Genomic DNA, 15,962 nt, shown 5'->3' with positions numbered 1-15,962 from the left:
TTCTCACATTGTCCGATTAGGACGGGTCAAGTCTATAAGAAAGCAGCTTAAAATCAGGCGTGTACGTGAACGTACCGTAAATGATGCCGTGGCCTTTTAACATATAATCAAGGATATGATAATCACCCGGAGCCATTGGAAGTTCACTAACTTCCTTGGTCGGTACCCAAGAGACTTTTCCTTCATCTGACTCTTTGACCGATTCCCCATCGTACTCAGTTGCAAGGAACGTGAACATCATCCATTCTGATTTTGTAACATCATTTTCCTTAATAATGAAAGTGAAGATACCTTTAAGCTTCGGGTTCTTTAAGTAGACTCCCGTTTCTTCTCGAAACTCTCGAATCACCGAATCGCGAATCGATTCTTCCGACTCCATTTTCCCACCTGGTGCAACCCACCATCCGCGTCTTGGCTTTTTTAATAGAAGTACTCGATCATTATCTTGGTCGTTTAAAATGCAGTTTGTTACGCGTTGCACAATTGTCACCTCAATTCGGTCATCCGATTTTTAATACGAGAGTCTGAACGAACATCAGACTTCAAGATTTTCTAACCATAGTATACTATGATTAAAGTTCATGAACAATGAGAGCGGTTCGGGATGTAGAAGATGGTGTTTTTAAATCTGTCATTTTCGTCATTTTTAATGGCTATTTTCGTAAGCATTGTTGATATAAGAGTGGGGGATTTCCGCTCCTGGATGCTCGATTTCTGCGGGGCGAGCACCTTCCGCTCCAATCAGCTAGGTTTGCTTCTTTGAATAAGCTGACCACATTACCCCTATACAACCATTATGTTTAAAGTACAAAAAAAAGAGCACGGAGCAAATGTCCGTGCAAATAATTAACTATGTTAAAGGGGGTTAAATCTAATTCAAGTTTACCCCATTTTTATTGCATCGCTGTTACAACAGAATTAAAACAGAATTACGGGAAATCCGCGGGTGACAGGCACCTCCCGAAATTTGTCAAAAAAAGCAGAGAATCCTGAGATTCTCTGCTTTTATCATTATTCTATTCAGTGCGTATCTTTACACTACCGCTTCTTTTCCTGCATCTTGAAGTGTTTCGATATAGTGCTGAACGGATTGTGCAGCGATACTGCCGTCACCAGTTGCAGTTACGATTTGACGAAGCATTTTGTCGCGGATGTCACCAGCTGCAAAAATTCCAGGAACTTTTGTTGCCATGTTCTCGTCCGTTACAATGTATCCTTCTTCATTCGTAATCTCTAAGCCACTAACAGATTGATTCAATGGTAGCATTCCGATGTAGATAAAGACACCATCTGCACTAAATTCTCTTTCTTCACCAGTTTCAGTGTTAACGAGAAGTGTTTTGCTGACTTTACCATTTTCACCGAGAATTTCTTTAACTGTATGGTTCCAGATGAAGTCAATCTTCTCATTATCAAATGCACGCTGTTGAAGAATCTTCTGTGCGCGAAGCTGATCGCGTCTATGAACGATTGTTACTTTAGAAGCAAAGCGAGTTAAATAAACCCCTTCTTCAACTGCAGAGTCTCCCCCACCGATAACAACAAGTTCTTTGTTCTTAAAGAAAGCACCGTCACAAACTGCACAGTAAGATACGCCTCGACCGCTGTACTCTGCTTCGCCAGGTACACCGATCTTCTTGTATTCTGCACCGCTTGTTACGATAATTGCTTTTGCGTGAAACTCCTTATTACCAGAAACGACTGTTTTATAGTCACCGTTATCACGGATCTCTTTCACATCACCATACTGATATTGAGCTCCAAATTTTTTCGCGTGTTCAAACATTTTCGTTGAAAGATCCGGGCCAAGAATGTGATCAAACCCTGGATAGTTTTCTACATCTTCTGTATTCGCCATTTGTCCGCCCGGAATCCCGCGTTCAATCATAAGAACATCGAGATTTGCGCGAGAAGTGTATACAGCTGCAGTCATACCTGCAGGACCAGCACCGACAATAATGACATCATAAATTTTTTCAGCCATCTGCTTCACTTCCTTTAATTTATATGAATTATTTATATTGATTATTAAAAAGTAATGTTTCTTGTCTAAAATAATAGCTGAATGTGTTCTAAATGTCTACCCGTTTGCTCAGAGCTCTTCGCTCTCAAGTAAACTCGATATCTTTTTGCGATAAGAATAGACAGTGGAAGTCGATACGCCGAACGTATTGGCCACGTCAGTCTGTGATACATCTGACCCATTCGCCTTCTTCCACAAATAGAGCATAGCTGCGGCTGTTCCTTTCGCGTTTTGAAACGACTGCTTGCTTTCTGAAAGTTTAACATAGCAGCGTAGCCAGATCGTTGCAATTAGCTCATGCAATTCAGAGTCACTAATATTGGCCTGTTCAAGTTCAGCAATGACACGCATTCCAGATAGAACGTGCTCTGGAAAGTCGTTATAGTTACTCACGGTAAACTCATTGTCTTCTGTTAGAACGTGAACGGGTTCTCCGGATAGTGTTAATGCGACATAGGCTGAGAGCTCCTTAATAATTGTGGGCTCGTCCTTTCGTTTGCAATACGTTTGAAGGAGAGAGGCACTCTCCGCATCACGTCTCGTATATAGAAGCATGAGATGTGTCATTCTTGCGTGATAATCGTGCTTTTTCTCTTTCTCACCTTCAACCTCAGTTCCCTGCGATCGATAGGAAACACGATCTTTCTCTATGGTTCCATCTTCTAATTTAGTAAGATGGACACTCGCAACTTGATTAGATGGATCTAGTTCTTTCATCTTGTTCCAGTAACGCTTAGCGAGATCTGGACGATCAAGTTGGAAGGAAGAGACCGCCATCCAATGATAGAATGAAACATCCCATGAATGCCGCGTTACCTCTACTTTACGAAGCCAGTGAAATGCTAGCTCATGCTCACCAAGAAATCCAAATGTACTACCTAGCTTATAAGAATGATCCGGATGAATCGGATAAACATTCTTTAATCGTTCAAGCATAAGATCACGTTTCACATGTTGACCAAGGAAGTCATAGAACAATGCAAGGTTACAAACCGCATTTAAATTGCCCTCATTTTTCGTAAGGACGAGATCTAGGACACGTATCGCTTCCTCATATTGCTCATCATAGAAATACGCAAGCGCCAGATTATTATAAGCTGGCCAGAATTCAGAGTATGCGTCCGTCATATTCTCAAGCAAGTCAATCGCTTCAGAAAAACGTCCCGACTCGATCGCTTTTCGAGCTTCTTCATGCTCCAGAATAAGCTGTTCTTCGTCTCCAAGTTCTTGAGGTAAATCCTCAGATTTCTCAAATAAAATCAAGTCAACTAGTTCTTCGGCATCTTCAACAAACTCACCATCAGGTTCATGGTTAAGGTACTTTTGTGCATTTTCTTCCGTTTGTTTAAAAAGACCCATATGAGCGTAATTATTTGCTAGAAAGAAATAGCAATCATAATACTCAGGATCAAGATCATCTAGAACGAATGTCAGCCATTCGTTGGATGCTTCATATTCGCCTAATTCCGACAGGACCGCTGCAAGTTGACATATATAATCTACTTCTTCCGGTGAAAGTTTAACAGCACGTTCTAGGTGCTGTTTTGCTTTATCGAGGTTTCGTTGCTGATAGGCTCTCATTGCCTTTTTATAAAAATAATCTCCGCTCTGTACGAACGGAATCAGCGTGCCTTTCATTTCCGAAGAAGCATGAAGTTGTTTCCTCATGTTTTCCCCCATTAATTTCATCAAAGTATTTCTACTACCAGTCATATCCGTTCAAAAGTATAACATACATCTACTCCCAGTCCTAAAAGAAAAAAGTAGAAAAACTTGCCTTATCGGGCGTTAAGCGTCTGACTTCCGTTCTAATGGATGAACCAATCGCAAACTAAAAACGAGCTCGAAAGCTCGTTTTTAGTTCCACATATCTTTCTTGCGCTTCATGATTTCTTGAACAATGAATCCAATACCCATACCAAGTAGCACACCAGGTCCCGGTTGACCGATAAACAATCCAATTGCAAGTCCAACAAACATGAAACCTACAAACATGATCTTTCTCCCCATTTCGATAGTCGACTTTACTAGTTACTACGAACATGAGGAGAAAAGGTTTCATTATTCGGATGCGTGACGTTTTTCAAGCACGTCTAACACGTCATCAAGTGAACATTCCTGCTCTCTTAATAGAACCATCAGGTGGAATAGGAGATCCGCAGACTCCCACGTTAATTCTTCAAGATCACGATTCTTCGCAGCAATAATCACTTCAGATGCTTCTTCCCCAACCTTTTTCAAGATCTTATCTACACCTTCAGTAAAAAGATAGGTTGTATAAGCACCTTCAGGGCGTTCTGCGTCACGCTTAGCAATAATTTCTTCAAGCGTATTTAGAATGGCAAATCGGTTCTGTTCAGGCGTTACCTCATTACCAAGTAACGAATCAGAGAAGCATGTGTAATCTCCTTTATGACAAGCTGGTCCCTCAGACTTAACAAGAACGAGCACAGCATCTTGATCGCAATCATAGCGTAGGTCGGTAACGGTCTGCGTGTTTCCAGATGTTTCACCTTTATGCCATAATTCTTCGCGTGAACGACTATAAAACCACGTTTCTTTTGTTTCAATCGTTTTTGTGAGCGATTCTTTATTCATATAAGCAAGTGTTAATACTTCCTTACTTGCCGCATCCTGCACGATAGCTGGAACAAGTCCTTTTTCATCAAATTGGATCATATCTAGATTCATCGAATCGCCACCCCGTTTTGTTTTAAGTAATCTTTCACATGTGCCAATGAGGTTTCTTTATAGTGGAAAATGGATGCTGCAAGTGCGGCATCTGCAGAAGCATCATTGAAAACTTCTAGAAAATCTTCTGAGGAACCGGCTCCCCCTGAAGCAATAACAGGAATTGTGACCGCATCTCCAATCGCTTTCGTTAGCGAGATATCGAAGCCGTCTTTACTACCGTCTGCATCCATACTCGTAAGCAGAATCTCGCCTGCTCCCATTTCCTGGGCTTTCACAGCCCATTCAACAGCATCCCATTCTGTTGCTGTTCGACCACCATGCGTATAAACACGCCATGAATTAGTATCTGCTTCCCACTTAGCATCAATCGCAACGACCATGCACTGTGTTCCAAAATAGTCAGCACCTTCGCTAATCAATTCAGGACAAAGAACGGCTGCCGTGTTCATCGATACTTTATCAGCCCCAGCGCGAAGAACACGTTTCATGTCTTCGAGCTTGTTGATTCCACCGCCAACTGTAAAGGGAATTGCAAGCTCAGCTGCGACCTGACGCACAACATCAACCATTGTTTCTCTTCCTTCATGTGAAGCTGAAATATCGAGAAAAACGAGCTCATCTGCGCCTTCTTTATCGTAAACTCTCGCAAGCTCTACTGGGTCTCCTGCATCACGAAGACCGACAAACTGAATCCCTTTCACAACTCGGCCTTCTTTTACATCAAGACACGGGATAATTCGCTTCGTTAGCATCCTTATACCTCCAGTGCTTGTTTTAAAGTGAACTGATTTGTGTATAGCGCTTTTCCGATAATCGCACCACTAATTGAATCACTTCGTTCACGAAGGCTTTTCACATCATCAAGTGAGCTCACACCGCCTGATGCGATCACTTCCTTACCAGTTGCCTCGCCAAGCTCAGCTATCGCCTCAACGTTTGGTCCTGATAGTGTGCCATCTTTTGAAATGTCAGTGAAAATGAACACCTCTGCTCCGTGATCGGCAAGCTCCTTACCAAGATCAACTGCTTTGATTTCTGATGTTTTAAGCCAACCTTCAACAGCTACGTAGCCATCGCGAGCATCGATACCAATCGCGATTTTTTCTTTGTAACGAGAGAGCATTTTCTTCACAAAATCCGGATCTGATATTGCGCTACTACCAAGGATAATGCGATCAACACCGTTTTCTAAGTAATACGCTACATCCTCTTCTGTACGAATTCCACCGCCAATTTGAACGCGCGCATTTAATTTATCAGCAACTTCCAATACATAACGGTCATTCACTCGCTTGCCTTCTCTAGCTCCATCAAGATCAACCATATGAATCCATTCTGCACCGTCATCAGCGAATTGCTTTGCCATATCAAAAGGAGAGTCTCCATAAATCGTTTCTTGGTTGTAATCACCTTGAAGGAGGCGAACGCATTTGCCGCCTCTCATATCAATGGCGGGATAGATTGTCATTACCATATTATGAGTCATTCCTTTCAACGTATTGTGCATAGTTTCTGAGAATCGCAAGCCCTGCATGGCTACTTTTCTCCGGGTGGAACTGTGTACCAAACACTTTTCCTTTTCCAACCACAGCAGGTACTTCTTCAGCATAGTTTGCTGATGCAATTAGAACATCGCGATCTTGTGTATCAACATAGTAAGAGTGAACAAAGTAAACATGCTCATTCCCTACATCATTCATTAGGAAAGAATCCGGTTTCTTAATATCTAGTTTGTTCCATCCCATATGTGGGACTTTATAAGACTTCCCAAATGAATCTTGACCTGGGAACTTCTTTACTTTCCCAGGTAGAAATGAAAAACCCTCTGCAAAGCCGTTCTCATTACTTTCTTCAAAAAGAAGTTGCATGCCAAGACAAATGCCAAGAAGGGGTTTCCCTGCCACTACTTCTTTATCAATAAACGCTTTTAAGCCTGTTTCGTTCAAAATCGCCATTGCATCGCGGAAAGAGCCTACACCAGGAAGCAGAAGGCCTGTTGCTTTCGATAGTTCTTCCTCTTCTTCTGAAACGAAGTAATCATATCCGAGACGTTCAAGGGCTTTACTCACGCTATACAAATTCCCCATGCCATAGTCAATAATTCCGATCATTTAAAGCATCCCTTTCGTTGAAGGAACACCTTTTACACGAGGATCAATAAGAGTCGCTTCGTCCAATGCTCGTCCAAGCGCTTTGAAAATAGCCTCAATAATGTGATGCGTATTATGGCCGTAGTGAACAATAACATGTAAATTCATTCTTGCTTCAATCGCAAGCTTCCAAAGAAACTCATGCACGAGCTCTGTATCAAATGTACCAACACGCGTGGAAGGTAATTCAACGCGATATTCAAGATGGGGACGATTGCTTAAATCGACGACAACCTGAGCTAAAGCATCATCCATTGGAACAAACGCATTTCCATACCGCTTGATTCCTTCCTTCGAGCCAAGCGCCTGTTTTAATGCTTCGCCAAGACATATGCCAATGTCTTCAGTCGTATGGTGATCATCAATTTCTGTATCGCCATTCGCGGCAATCGCTAAGTCGAACTTTCCATGCTTTGTGAAAAGATCGAGCATGTGCGTTAAAAACGGGACGCCTGTCTGTAAATCTGACTTTCCTTCTCCATCAACGCCAAACGAAAGATTAATAGACGTTTCAGATGTTTCTCTAGAAATGGAACTTACTCTCTCTTCACTCATTTCAAATCCTCCAATCGAAGTTCAACCGCTCTTGCGTGTGCACCGAGCCCTTCAAGCTTTGCAAGCGCAGCAATGCTATTTCCGTTTTGTTTCATCGCTTCTTTACTATACGAAATGACACTCGATTTCTTAATGAAATCATCCACTGAAAGAGGACTTGAAAAACGCGCTGTCCCATTAGTTGGTAGAACGTGGTTTGGACCTGCAAAATAATCACCAACCGGTTCAGAGCTATAAGGTCCAAGGAAAATCGCACCGGCGTGACGGATTTTCCCAAGTAAAGCCATTGGCTCGTTTACCATAATTTCAAGGTGCTCTGGTGCTAGATCGTTAACGGCCTCAACACCTGCCACCATATTTTTCACGATGTAGATCACACCGTAATCATCAATTGATTTTGAAGCAATTTCTGCACGTGGAAGCTCATTAAGCTGCTTCTCTACTTCATCCCGAACGCGCTCAGCAAGTGTTGTAGATGTTGTGACAAGTACGGCACTCGCTCGTTCATCATGCTCTGCCTGAGATAACAGATCTGCTGCGACATAAGCAGGATTTGCTTCTTCATCTGCTAAAACAACAATTTCACTTGGTCCTGCAATCATATCAATATCGACAATGCCAAACACTTCTCGCTTGGCGAGAGCAACGAAGATATTTCCTGGTCCAACAATTTTATCAACTGCCGCAATCGATTCTGTTCCATAGGCAAGTGCTGCGACTGCTTGTGCTCCACCGACCTTAAAAATCTCTGTAACGCCCACTTCATTAGCCGCAACAAGAACGCCCGCTGGTACATTTCCTTCTGAATCAGGAGGAGTAACCATCGCTATTCTCTTTACGCCTGCTGCTGTAGCTGGGATAACGTTCATAAGAACAGAAGATGGGTAGGCAGCTTTGCCTCCAGGTACATACACTCCAACAGAATCAAGTGGTGTTACCTTTTGACCAAGTAGGGTTCCATCATCCGACGTTGTAAACCATGACTCTCGGCGCTGACGCTCGTGGAATGTTTTGATGTTAGCCGCTGCGTTCTGAATAACAGAAACTAGCTCGTCCGACAATTCGAGATAAGCTTGTTCGATTTCTTCAGTGGTTACGCGCAAATCGTCGAGAGAAGCACCGTCGAACTTTTTCGTGTATGTTTTAACGGCATCATCACCGTTTGTTTTAACCTGTTCAAGGATTGAGAGAACGACCTGTCGTTGCTCTTCAGTTCCTTCCTCAATCGAACGCTTAATTGAAACACCTTCGTTCATGTTAACGATTTTCATCTAAGCTACCTCCTTCCACTACAGCTGAAAGACGCTCGACCATATCGTCAATAATGGCATCTTTTGTTCGATAGCTTACTGGATTTACGATAAAACGAGACGTAATCGGCTCAATAAACGCCGTTTCCATTAATCCGTTCTCGGTTAACGTTCGTCCTGTTGAAACTATATCTACAATACGATCCGCAAGACCTATTAACGGAGCAAGTTCAATTGATCCGTTCAGCTTAATAATCTCTACTTGCTCCCCTTGCTCTCGAAAATAATTAGAAGCAACGTTCGGATACTTCGTTGCAATCTTAGGAGCAACGCCTTTAATCGGACCATCAGAGAGTCCAGCAACAGCGAGATAACAGCCGCTAATCTTGAGATCAAGTACTTCATAGACATTGCGCTCTTCTTCAAGCATCACATCTTTACCAGCTATCCCAACATCTGCTACACCGTGTTCAACGTATGTTGGTACGTCCATCGGCTTCGCTAGAATAAATCGGATATTTTCTTCCTCAATATCTAGAATCAGTTTCCTTGAATCATCGAATTCCGGAGGGAGCTTGTAACCTGCTTGACGAAGTAATTCAACTGCTTCTTCAAAAATACGTCCCTTCGGCATTGCTATCGTAAGCATTACAACGTCCCCTTTCCGTTCTTACCGATCAAATATACAACGTCATCAAAACGATCAGAGTATTCATCAAGATTCGTAATGCCACTCAATTCCTGTATAACGACTTTTTCTCCTTTTGCTCTTCTTTCAGAAGCCTGTTGAATCGCTTCCGATCTCCGCTCTGGACTGAATATAATTGCATCCGGCAGCTTCTCCTCGCCAGTTAAGCCAAGGGCTTCAGCTAAATGATCAAGACGAATACCGAACCCAGTTGCTTGTGCAGGACGATCAAAGCGAGATAGTAATTCATCATAACGTCCGCCGTTACTTAATGGAACACCAAGGTCATTTGCGTATCCTTCAAATACGACCCCTGTGTAATAACTCATATGACTCACAAGGGTGAAGTCAAATTTAACTTGATCTGCAACGCCATAAGCTTCAAGCGTTTGTAAAAGTGTACGAAGTTCATCTAGAACACGTTCACCTGCTTCAGTAGGCAGCAATTCGATGGCGTCATTTAGCTTAGATCCATCTCCTCTAAGCGTAAGAAGACCCATTAGTCTTTTTTGGTCAATGGTTGAAAGAGGCATTTCCCGTACATGTTGACGATAGCCAACGTAGTTCTTCTCATATAAATAGCGACGAAGGACAGCAGCACGATCTTCATTCCCAACGATTGAAAGAAACAGCTCTTGAATAAACCCAACATGACCAATCGCAATTTGGAAATCTTCTAGCCCAGCTTCTTTTAGAACAGCAGCCATTAATGCAATGACCTCTGCATCTGCACTCGTTGTGCGATCTCCAATTAACTCTACACCAATTTGTTCAAATTCAGCCGGTTTACCTCCTTCGTCCTCCTGTGCCCGGAACACATTTGAATCGTAGGCCAAGCGTAATGGAAAAGGCTCTTTTTTCAAACTAGAGGCAGCTACTCGGGCAATTGGTGCTGTCATATCGGGTCTTAACACGAGCGTATTGCCACGCTGATCGAGCAGTTTAAAAAGCTGCTGATCAAGAATAGCTGACGCTTCTCCTACGGTTTCATAGTACTCAAGGGTAGGCGTATTCATAAAACGATAACCCCACGTTTCCGTTACGTGTTGAATTTTTTCTCGAATACTTGTTTTTAAATCATATAGTAATGGTAGCGTATCTCGCATACCGAGTGGTTTCTCAAATACAAATGGTCTCGTCATTTTTCTGCACCCCACATTTACTTTAGTTCGCTAATATACTAACAAGATGAAGTTATTTGTAGTTTACACGCCTGGTAAATTTTCGTCAACCAATATGAAGCGATTATTCCCTTTACCCTTCCTCTGTACTCCTAATCAATCCTCTGATTAAACGATTGAGACATTAAAAGATAATAGTGGTGGTTGATTTGCGCTCCAGGATGCTCGCTTTCCTTGGTGCGGGCGCTGAGCCTCTTCGGCGCGTAAGAACATCGCGCCTGTGGGGTCTCACCTGTCCCGCTAGTCCCGCAGGAGTTGATTATCCTTCCGCTCCAATCAGCTATGATATGGGGTTCTCTATAGATAAATCGTTGAAAAGCAACTATCTTTTAGAAAAAGAGCCTTTCAAAAAGAGTAGTGGTCGATATCCGCTTCTGCTATGCTTCATTTTATTTAGAAAAGAATGATGCTCAGAAAGACCCTTTTGGTAAAACTTTCTTTCCCAATAAATGAAAACTATAATAAAGAAAGAATAAACTAATGATAAAAACAGAAAGGATGTGCACCGTGATAAACAAAATTTTCTTTTTCTTAGTCGCCATTGGCGTTCCTCTCTCAGTAGCAGGAAGTCTTCTTCACTGGTCACAGGTTCTAATGTTCGTGGTCTATTGTTTAACGATCGTTTCACTTGCTGCTTACATGGGAAGGGCCACTGAAAGCCTCGCAGTGATATCTGGTCCAAGAATCGGTGGATTATTAAATGCAACATTCGGTAATGCGGTTGAACTCATCATTTCTATCTTTGCTTTAAAAGAAGGATTAATTGAAATTGTACTAGCTTCCCTTACAGGATCTGTACTCGGAAACCTTCTTCTTGTTGCAGGACTTTCATTCTTTGTTGGAGGTCTTAAATTTAAACGTCAGAAATTCAATGTTTATGACGCAAGACACAATTCTGGATTATTAATGTTCGGTGTTATTGTAGCCTTTGTCATTCCCGAAGTGTTTGCAATGGGAATGAGTGATGCTGAAGCGATCTCATTAAGCACAGGAATTTCTGTGATTCTTATCGTTCTTTACCTTGCCGCTCTCTTCTTTAAGCTTGTTACACACCGTGGTGTCTACCAGCATAATGAAGAAAACGGAGCAGAGCCTCATCATGAAGAGCCTGAATGGAGCAAGAAGAAGGCTATGATCGTTCTAGCACTTTCAACAGTTGCGGTCGGTTATGTAGCGGAAAGCCTTGTTCATACATTTGAAACCGTAGGGGAAACCTTTGGATGGAGCGAATTATTTATCGGGGTTATTATTGTAGCAATTGTAGGAAACGCAGCTGAGCATGCTTCTGCTATTATTATGGCTTATAAGAACAAAATGGATGTGGCAGTGGAAATTGCAATAGGCTCGACCCTTCAGATTGCAATGTTTGTTGCTCCGCTACTTGTGTTGATCTCACTGTTCTTCCCTGTACAAATGCCGCTTGTCTTTACTTTACCAGAATTAGTGACAATGGTAACGGCTGTTTTGTTAACGATTGTCATTAGTAACGATGGTGAAACAAACTGGTTTGAAGGAGCAACACTGCTTGCTGCGTACTTAATTATGGGAATTGGTTTTTATTTACTATAAATTCGAAGCCTGCAATTTGCAGGCTTTTTTGTTACAGTAACTGAGGGAAGATCCTCTGCATAACGTGTTAGTAAAATTACATGGTCGATCCAAGCAAATACTTAAACAAAACCGCAGAAAGTAGGCGAAAACATGATTCATCGTAAAACAAAACGAGAAATCGAATTAATGAAAGAGGCAGGAAAGGTCCTTGCTGACTGCCATAAAGAATTGCGCAACATTATTAAACCAGGAGTGACTACAAAACAAATTGATGATTTTGTAGAATTCTTTCTAGAAGAACGTGGCGCTACTCCTGAACAGAAAGGCTACCATGATTATCCTTTCGCAACTTGCGCTTCAGTGAACGACGTAATCTGTCACGGATTTCCAGGAACACAGAAGCTAAAAGAAGGAGACATTGTGACAGTTGATATGGTTGTAAACTTAAACGGCGCTCTTGCTGATTCCGCATGGTCTTATGCTGTTGGTTCCATTTCTGATGAAGTTCAACAGTTACTTGATGCTACGAAAAAATCTCTTTACCTTGGAATAGAACAGGCAGTTATCGGTAACCGTATTGGAGATATTGGTCATGCGATTCAAAAGTACGCTGAAGGAGAAGGATATGGCGTAGTACGTGATTTCACAGGTCATGGAATTGGACCCACACTTCATGAAGAACCAATGATTCCTCACTTTGGGGAGCCAGGTACTGGCCCACGTTTAAAAGAAGGAATGGTCATTACAATTGAACCTATGCTAAACATTGGAGCTCCTTATAGCACAATAGATGAAGATGGCTGGACAGCTCGCACAGTAGATGGCACGATCTCTGCTCAATATGAACATACACTTGCAATTACAAAAGAAGGTCCTGTCCTTTTAACAGATCAGGGCGATGAGTAATTGAAACACTAGAAACCCGTAGCCTTAGGCTACGGGTTTCTTATATGTCTTGCTTCGCATGTTCTTCCTTTGTATATATCAATTGCATTGGATTCCCACCAACGAAAGCACCAGGAGGTACACTTTTGTGTACGAGTGTTCCAGCTGAAACGATTGCTCCGTCACCGATGGTAATGCCGGGAAGCAGTGTGCTGTTAGCTCCAATCATAACTCGATCACCGATGATTACATCACCAAGACGGTATTCATCAATTAAATATTCATGAGCTAGAATTGTTGTGTTGTACCCGATAATCGAATTTTTACCGACCGAAATTTTTTCAGGGAACATAATGTCTAACATCACCATTAGTGCAAAAGCTGTCTGATCACCAATTTTCACGCCAAGGAACGTTTTGTACAGCCAGTTTTTCACCGGAATAAACGGCATATACCGGGCAAGCTGAATAACGATAAAGTTCTTGACCACTTTCCAAAAAGGGACGGTCTTATAAATCTGCCAGAGAGCGTTGCTGCCAGTTACAGGGTACCGCTCCGTGTTTCTCACTTTTCTACTCCTGCAATCGCGAGTAGTTCCCCCATATGATCAACTAAATAATCTGGCTTGTAAGATGCAAGGAAGTCGCTTCCTTTAATCGTCCATGAAACACCAACAGTCGTAACGCCTGCGTTTTGTCCAGCAAGAATATCGTATTGGCTATCTCCGACCATAATCGTTTCTTCTCGAATAGAACCAAGCTTCCTCATAGCTGTTTCAAGCTGCTCTGGATGCGGTTTAGGGTTCTCCACTTCATCAACTGTGATGACAACTGGGAAGAACTGATCAAGCTTGGTTAGCTTTAATCCCATTTCAACCGTGTTTCTCATTTTCGATGTCACGATAGCTAGTTTGTACCCATTCTCTGATAAGGTTTTAACCGTTTCAAACACGCCATCAAATTCAGTAACGAGGTTATCATGATTCGAAATGTTGTGTTCCCTATAAAAAGCGACCATTTCTTCTGCTCGACTTTCATCATGCTTAGCGAATGTGTGGTAGAGGGGCTCACCAATAAACTGCTTTAACTCTTCATCCTGATAACGCCCTGGATAAAAATGTTCAAATGTATGTCTAAATGAAGCCATTATTAGATCATTTGTATTGATCAACGTTCCGTCTAAATCAAATAGTATAGTATTAATGCTCATACGTTGGTTCCTTTCTTTCTGAAGCGTTCAATTCACGGCGCTTCCATATTACTGAGACAATCAGGGTGAGAAAAATGGCCGTTACTAGCCTGACAAGCAAAAGCCATATAACAGGAATACCTAGCGGGATGAAGATAAGCGTATCTTCTATTACAGCATGACACGCCACAAGAAAAATAAACGCTAAATAAAGATCCTTTTTCTCCACTCCATCTTCTTTGACCGCTTGAATCATCACGCCAGCACCATAAGCAAGACCAAAAACAAGACCTGCTGCTAAAGTGGTTGACGTGTTCTCTTTCATTCCAAGACTCCTTGTAATAGGAGACATCCATCGCGAAAAAGTTTGAAGCCATGAAAAGTCTTTCATGATCTGGATAAATATCATAAGTGGGATAACGATAAGTGCAAGCTGAAGAACACCGAACGATGCCTTTTCAAGTCCTTGCACAATAATTGCGCTCCAGCCTTGTACGGTTTCACTCGTTTGAGAAACAAGTCCATACGAAGCCTGCTCGCCACCACCGTTCCACACCAAATTAATGACAACGGCAGACACGAATGCAAGACCGATTCTTACAACTAACATGACCCACAGTTTCACGCCTACTCTCGCTGCTACGCTCGATTCAATCAATAAGTTATGAGAAAACGAGAGCATAACAGCAAGAATAAAAACTTCTTTGACAGTAAGATCAAGCGTTAGAATAGCGCCTATCCCTGCGTACAAATTCAAGAAGTTTCCGATTACTAACGGAATAGCCGCTTCTCCTGAAAGTCCGAGCCATTTCATCACTGGTGCGATAAGATGGATGAGCCATTCGAGGATAGGAGTATAGCGAAGGATCGTAACCGCAAGCGTGATTGGAAAGATTATTTTACCAAGTTCCCACGTTGTTAGAAGACCCGCTTTCAAACCGCGTTGCAATGTACCCATTCCACCACCTCCAGTTAAACTTTCTCGTTGTATGGCTTTGTCGACTTTTTGGTGCGTCGATAAACAATAAGTGCAATTGACACGATAATGAGAACAACTGAGATTACCTGAGCCACTCGCAGTGTTTCTGTTAACATAAGGCTATCTGTGCGAAGGCCTTCTATGAAGAAGCGTCCGAAAGAATACCAGATGACATAAGATAGGAAGATCTCTCCCCTTTTAAGAGCTGTTCTCTGAAGAACTAATAACAGTATGACTCCAGCAAAGTTCCAAAGTGATTCATATAGAAAAGTTGGGTGGTAGTACGTCCCATCGATATACATCTGATTCACAATGAAATCCGGTAGCATTAAATTCTCAAGAAATTCTCGAGTGACAGGACCACCGTGCGCTTCCTGATTCATGAAGTTGCCCCAGCGCCCAATCGCTTGACCGAGAAGGATGCTAGGTGCAGCGATATCAGCAATTTTCCAGAAGGATAGTCCACGTTTTCTCGTGAAAACAATTGCTGTAATCACAGATCCGATTAAAGCACCGTGGATCGCTATTCCGCCTTCCCAGATCGCAAAAATGTCTCCTGGATTGTCTTTGTAATAGCTCCATTGGAACAATACATAGTAGATACGTGCAGATATAATGGCGATCGGTACAGCCCAGAGGATTAAATCTACAAACGTTTCTTTCGGAAGCCCCTGACGCTGCGTTTCTTTAACCGCAAGTAGCAGACCGAGATAAGCACCGAGTGCAATAATGATGCCATACCAATAGATCGAGATCGGTCCAAGCTGAAGCGCAATCCGATCAAGCGGCTGTATGGATGCTAGCATGTCTTTGTCTCT

18 protein-coding genes are annotated in these 15,962 nt (G+C 42.3%); 2 read left to right on the top strand and 16 right to left on the bottom strand.

Annotated elements, in window-relative coordinates; translation table 11 throughout:
* Positions 1–16: 16 nt before the first annotated feature.
* The 12 genes from FBF83_RS10520 to FBF83_RS10470 form a co-directional block, all read right to left on the bottom strand.
* Positions 17–490: an 8-oxo-dGTP diphosphatase gene (locus FBF83_RS10520; RefSeq protein WP_240688056.1), complete on the bottom strand. Its 474-nt coding sequence runs from the start codon at positions 488–490 to the stop codon at positions 17–19.
* A 543-nt stretch (positions 491–1,033) separates the two neighbouring features.
* A complete protein-coding gene (gene trxB, locus FBF83_RS10515) occupies positions 1,034–1,984 on the bottom strand; it encodes a thioredoxin-disulfide reductase (RefSeq protein WP_136947097.1) in 951 nt (316 codons plus the stop codon).
* Between the two features lie 108 nt (positions 1,985–2,092).
* The gene (locus FBF83_RS10510) at positions 2,093–3,691 is read right to left on the bottom strand and encodes a tetratricopeptide repeat protein (protein WP_169525357.1); all 1,599 of its coding nucleotides are present in this window, start codon (positions 3,689–3,691) and stop codon (positions 2,093–2,095) included.
* 189 nt (positions 3,692–3,880) lie between these two features.
* Positions 3,881–4,018, bottom strand: a complete 138-nt coding sequence (locus FBF83_RS20870) for a hypothetical protein (protein ID WP_169525242.1) — start codon at positions 4,016–4,018, stop codon at positions 3,881–3,883.
* Between the two features lie 66 nt (positions 4,019–4,084).
* Complete coding sequence (hisIE, locus tag FBF83_RS10505) at positions 4,085–4,714, bottom strand: bifunctional phosphoribosyl-AMP cyclohydrolase/phosphoribosyl-ATP diphosphatase HisIE (protein ID WP_136947095.1); 630 nt, start codon at positions 4,712–4,714, stop codon at positions 4,085–4,087.
* The gene (gene hisF / locus FBF83_RS10500) at positions 4,711–5,469 is read right to left on the bottom strand and encodes an imidazole glycerol phosphate synthase subunit HisF (protein ID WP_136947094.1); all 759 of its coding nucleotides are present in this window, start codon (positions 5,467–5,469) and stop codon (positions 4,711–4,713) included. The genes hisIE and hisF overlap by 4 nt, the downstream gene beginning before the upstream one ends.
* Before the next feature lie 2 nt (positions 5,470–5,471).
* The gene (hisA, locus tag FBF83_RS10495; protein ID WP_136947181.1) at positions 5,472–6,191 is read right to left on the bottom strand and encodes a 1-(5-phosphoribosyl)-5-[(5-phosphoribosylamino)methylideneamino]imidazole-4-carboxamide isomerase; all 720 of its coding nucleotides are present in this window, start codon (positions 6,189–6,191) and stop codon (positions 5,472–5,474) included.
* Position 6,192: 1 nt separating this feature from the next.
* A complete protein-coding gene (gene hisH, locus FBF83_RS10490) occupies positions 6,193–6,828 on the bottom strand; it encodes an imidazole glycerol phosphate synthase subunit HisH (RefSeq protein ID WP_136947093.1) in 636 nt (211 codons plus the stop codon).
* Positions 6,829–7,422, bottom strand: coding sequence for an imidazoleglycerol-phosphate dehydratase HisB (gene hisB, locus FBF83_RS10485; RefSeq protein WP_136947092.1), 594 nt, complete (start codon positions 7,420–7,422; stop codon positions 6,829–6,831). It lies immediately after the preceding gene.
* The gene (gene hisD / locus FBF83_RS10480; RefSeq protein ID WP_136947091.1) at positions 7,419–8,693 is read right to left on the bottom strand and encodes a histidinol dehydrogenase; all 1,275 of its coding nucleotides are present in this window, start codon (positions 8,691–8,693) and stop codon (positions 7,419–7,421) included. Before hisD ends, hisB begins: the two co-directional genes overlap by 4 nt.
* Entirely contained in the window at positions 8,680–9,321 is a 642-nt protein-coding gene (gene hisG, locus FBF83_RS10475) for an ATP phosphoribosyltransferase (RefSeq protein ID WP_136947090.1), read from the bottom strand. The genes hisD and hisG overlap by 14 nt, the downstream gene beginning before the upstream one ends.
* Positions 9,321–10,502 (bottom strand): ATP phosphoribosyltransferase regulatory subunit, encoded by a 1,182-nt coding sequence (locus tag FBF83_RS10470; protein ID WP_136947089.1) that lies wholly within the window; start codon positions 10,500–10,502, stop codon positions 9,321–9,323. Before FBF83_RS10470 ends, hisG begins: the two co-directional genes overlap by 1 nt.
* 549 nt (positions 10,503–11,051) lie before the next feature.
* Between FBF83_RS10470 and cax the strand changes: the two genes are divergently transcribed.
* Together cax and map are read left to right on the top strand one after the other, a co-directional pair.
* The gene (gene cax, locus FBF83_RS10460; protein ID WP_169525372.1) at positions 11,052–12,110 is read left to right on the top strand and encodes a calcium/proton exchanger; all 1,059 of its coding nucleotides are present in this window, start codon (positions 11,052–11,054) and stop codon (positions 12,108–12,110) included.
* Between the two features lie 132 nt (positions 12,111–12,242).
* The gene (gene map, locus FBF83_RS10455) at positions 12,243–12,998 is read left to right on the top strand and encodes a type I methionyl aminopeptidase (RefSeq protein ID WP_136947087.1); all 756 of its coding nucleotides are present in this window, start codon (positions 12,243–12,245) and stop codon (positions 12,996–12,998) included.
* Between the two features lie 40 nt (positions 12,999–13,038).
* On the opposite strand, the gene FBF83_RS10450 is transcribed toward map, so the two are convergent.
* The 4 genes from FBF83_RS10450 to lgt are packed head-to-tail and all read right to left on the bottom strand — an operon-like array spanning position 13,039 to position 15,950.
* Positions 13,039–13,545, bottom strand: a complete 507-nt coding sequence (locus tag FBF83_RS10450; RefSeq protein WP_136947086.1) for an acyltransferase — start codon at positions 13,543–13,545, stop codon at positions 13,039–13,041.
* A complete protein-coding gene (gene ppaX / locus FBF83_RS10445; RefSeq protein ID WP_136947085.1) occupies positions 13,542–14,186 on the bottom strand; it encodes a pyrophosphatase PpaX in 645 nt (214 codons plus the stop codon). The genes FBF83_RS10450 and ppaX overlap by 4 nt, the downstream gene beginning before the upstream one ends.
* Complete coding sequence (locus FBF83_RS10440) at positions 14,176–15,123, bottom strand: nucleoside recognition domain-containing protein (protein ID WP_136947084.1); 948 nt, start codon at positions 15,121–15,123, stop codon at positions 14,176–14,178. The genes ppaX and FBF83_RS10440 overlap by 11 nt, the downstream gene beginning before the upstream one ends.
* A gap of 14 nt (positions 15,124–15,137) precedes the next feature.
* Positions 15,138–15,950 (bottom strand): prolipoprotein diacylglyceryl transferase, encoded by an 813-nt coding sequence (gene lgt / locus FBF83_RS10435; protein ID WP_136947083.1) that lies wholly within the window; start codon positions 15,948–15,950, stop codon positions 15,138–15,140.
* Positions 15,951–15,962: the final 12 nt, after the last annotated feature.

This window comes from Guptibacillus hwajinpoensis, assembly GCF_005144865.1.
GTDB lineage: Bacteria > Bacillota > Bacilli > Bacillales > Guptibacillaceae > Guptibacillus > Guptibacillus hwajinpoensis_A.
This window is presented reverse-complemented; position numbering and strand designations above follow the sequence as displayed.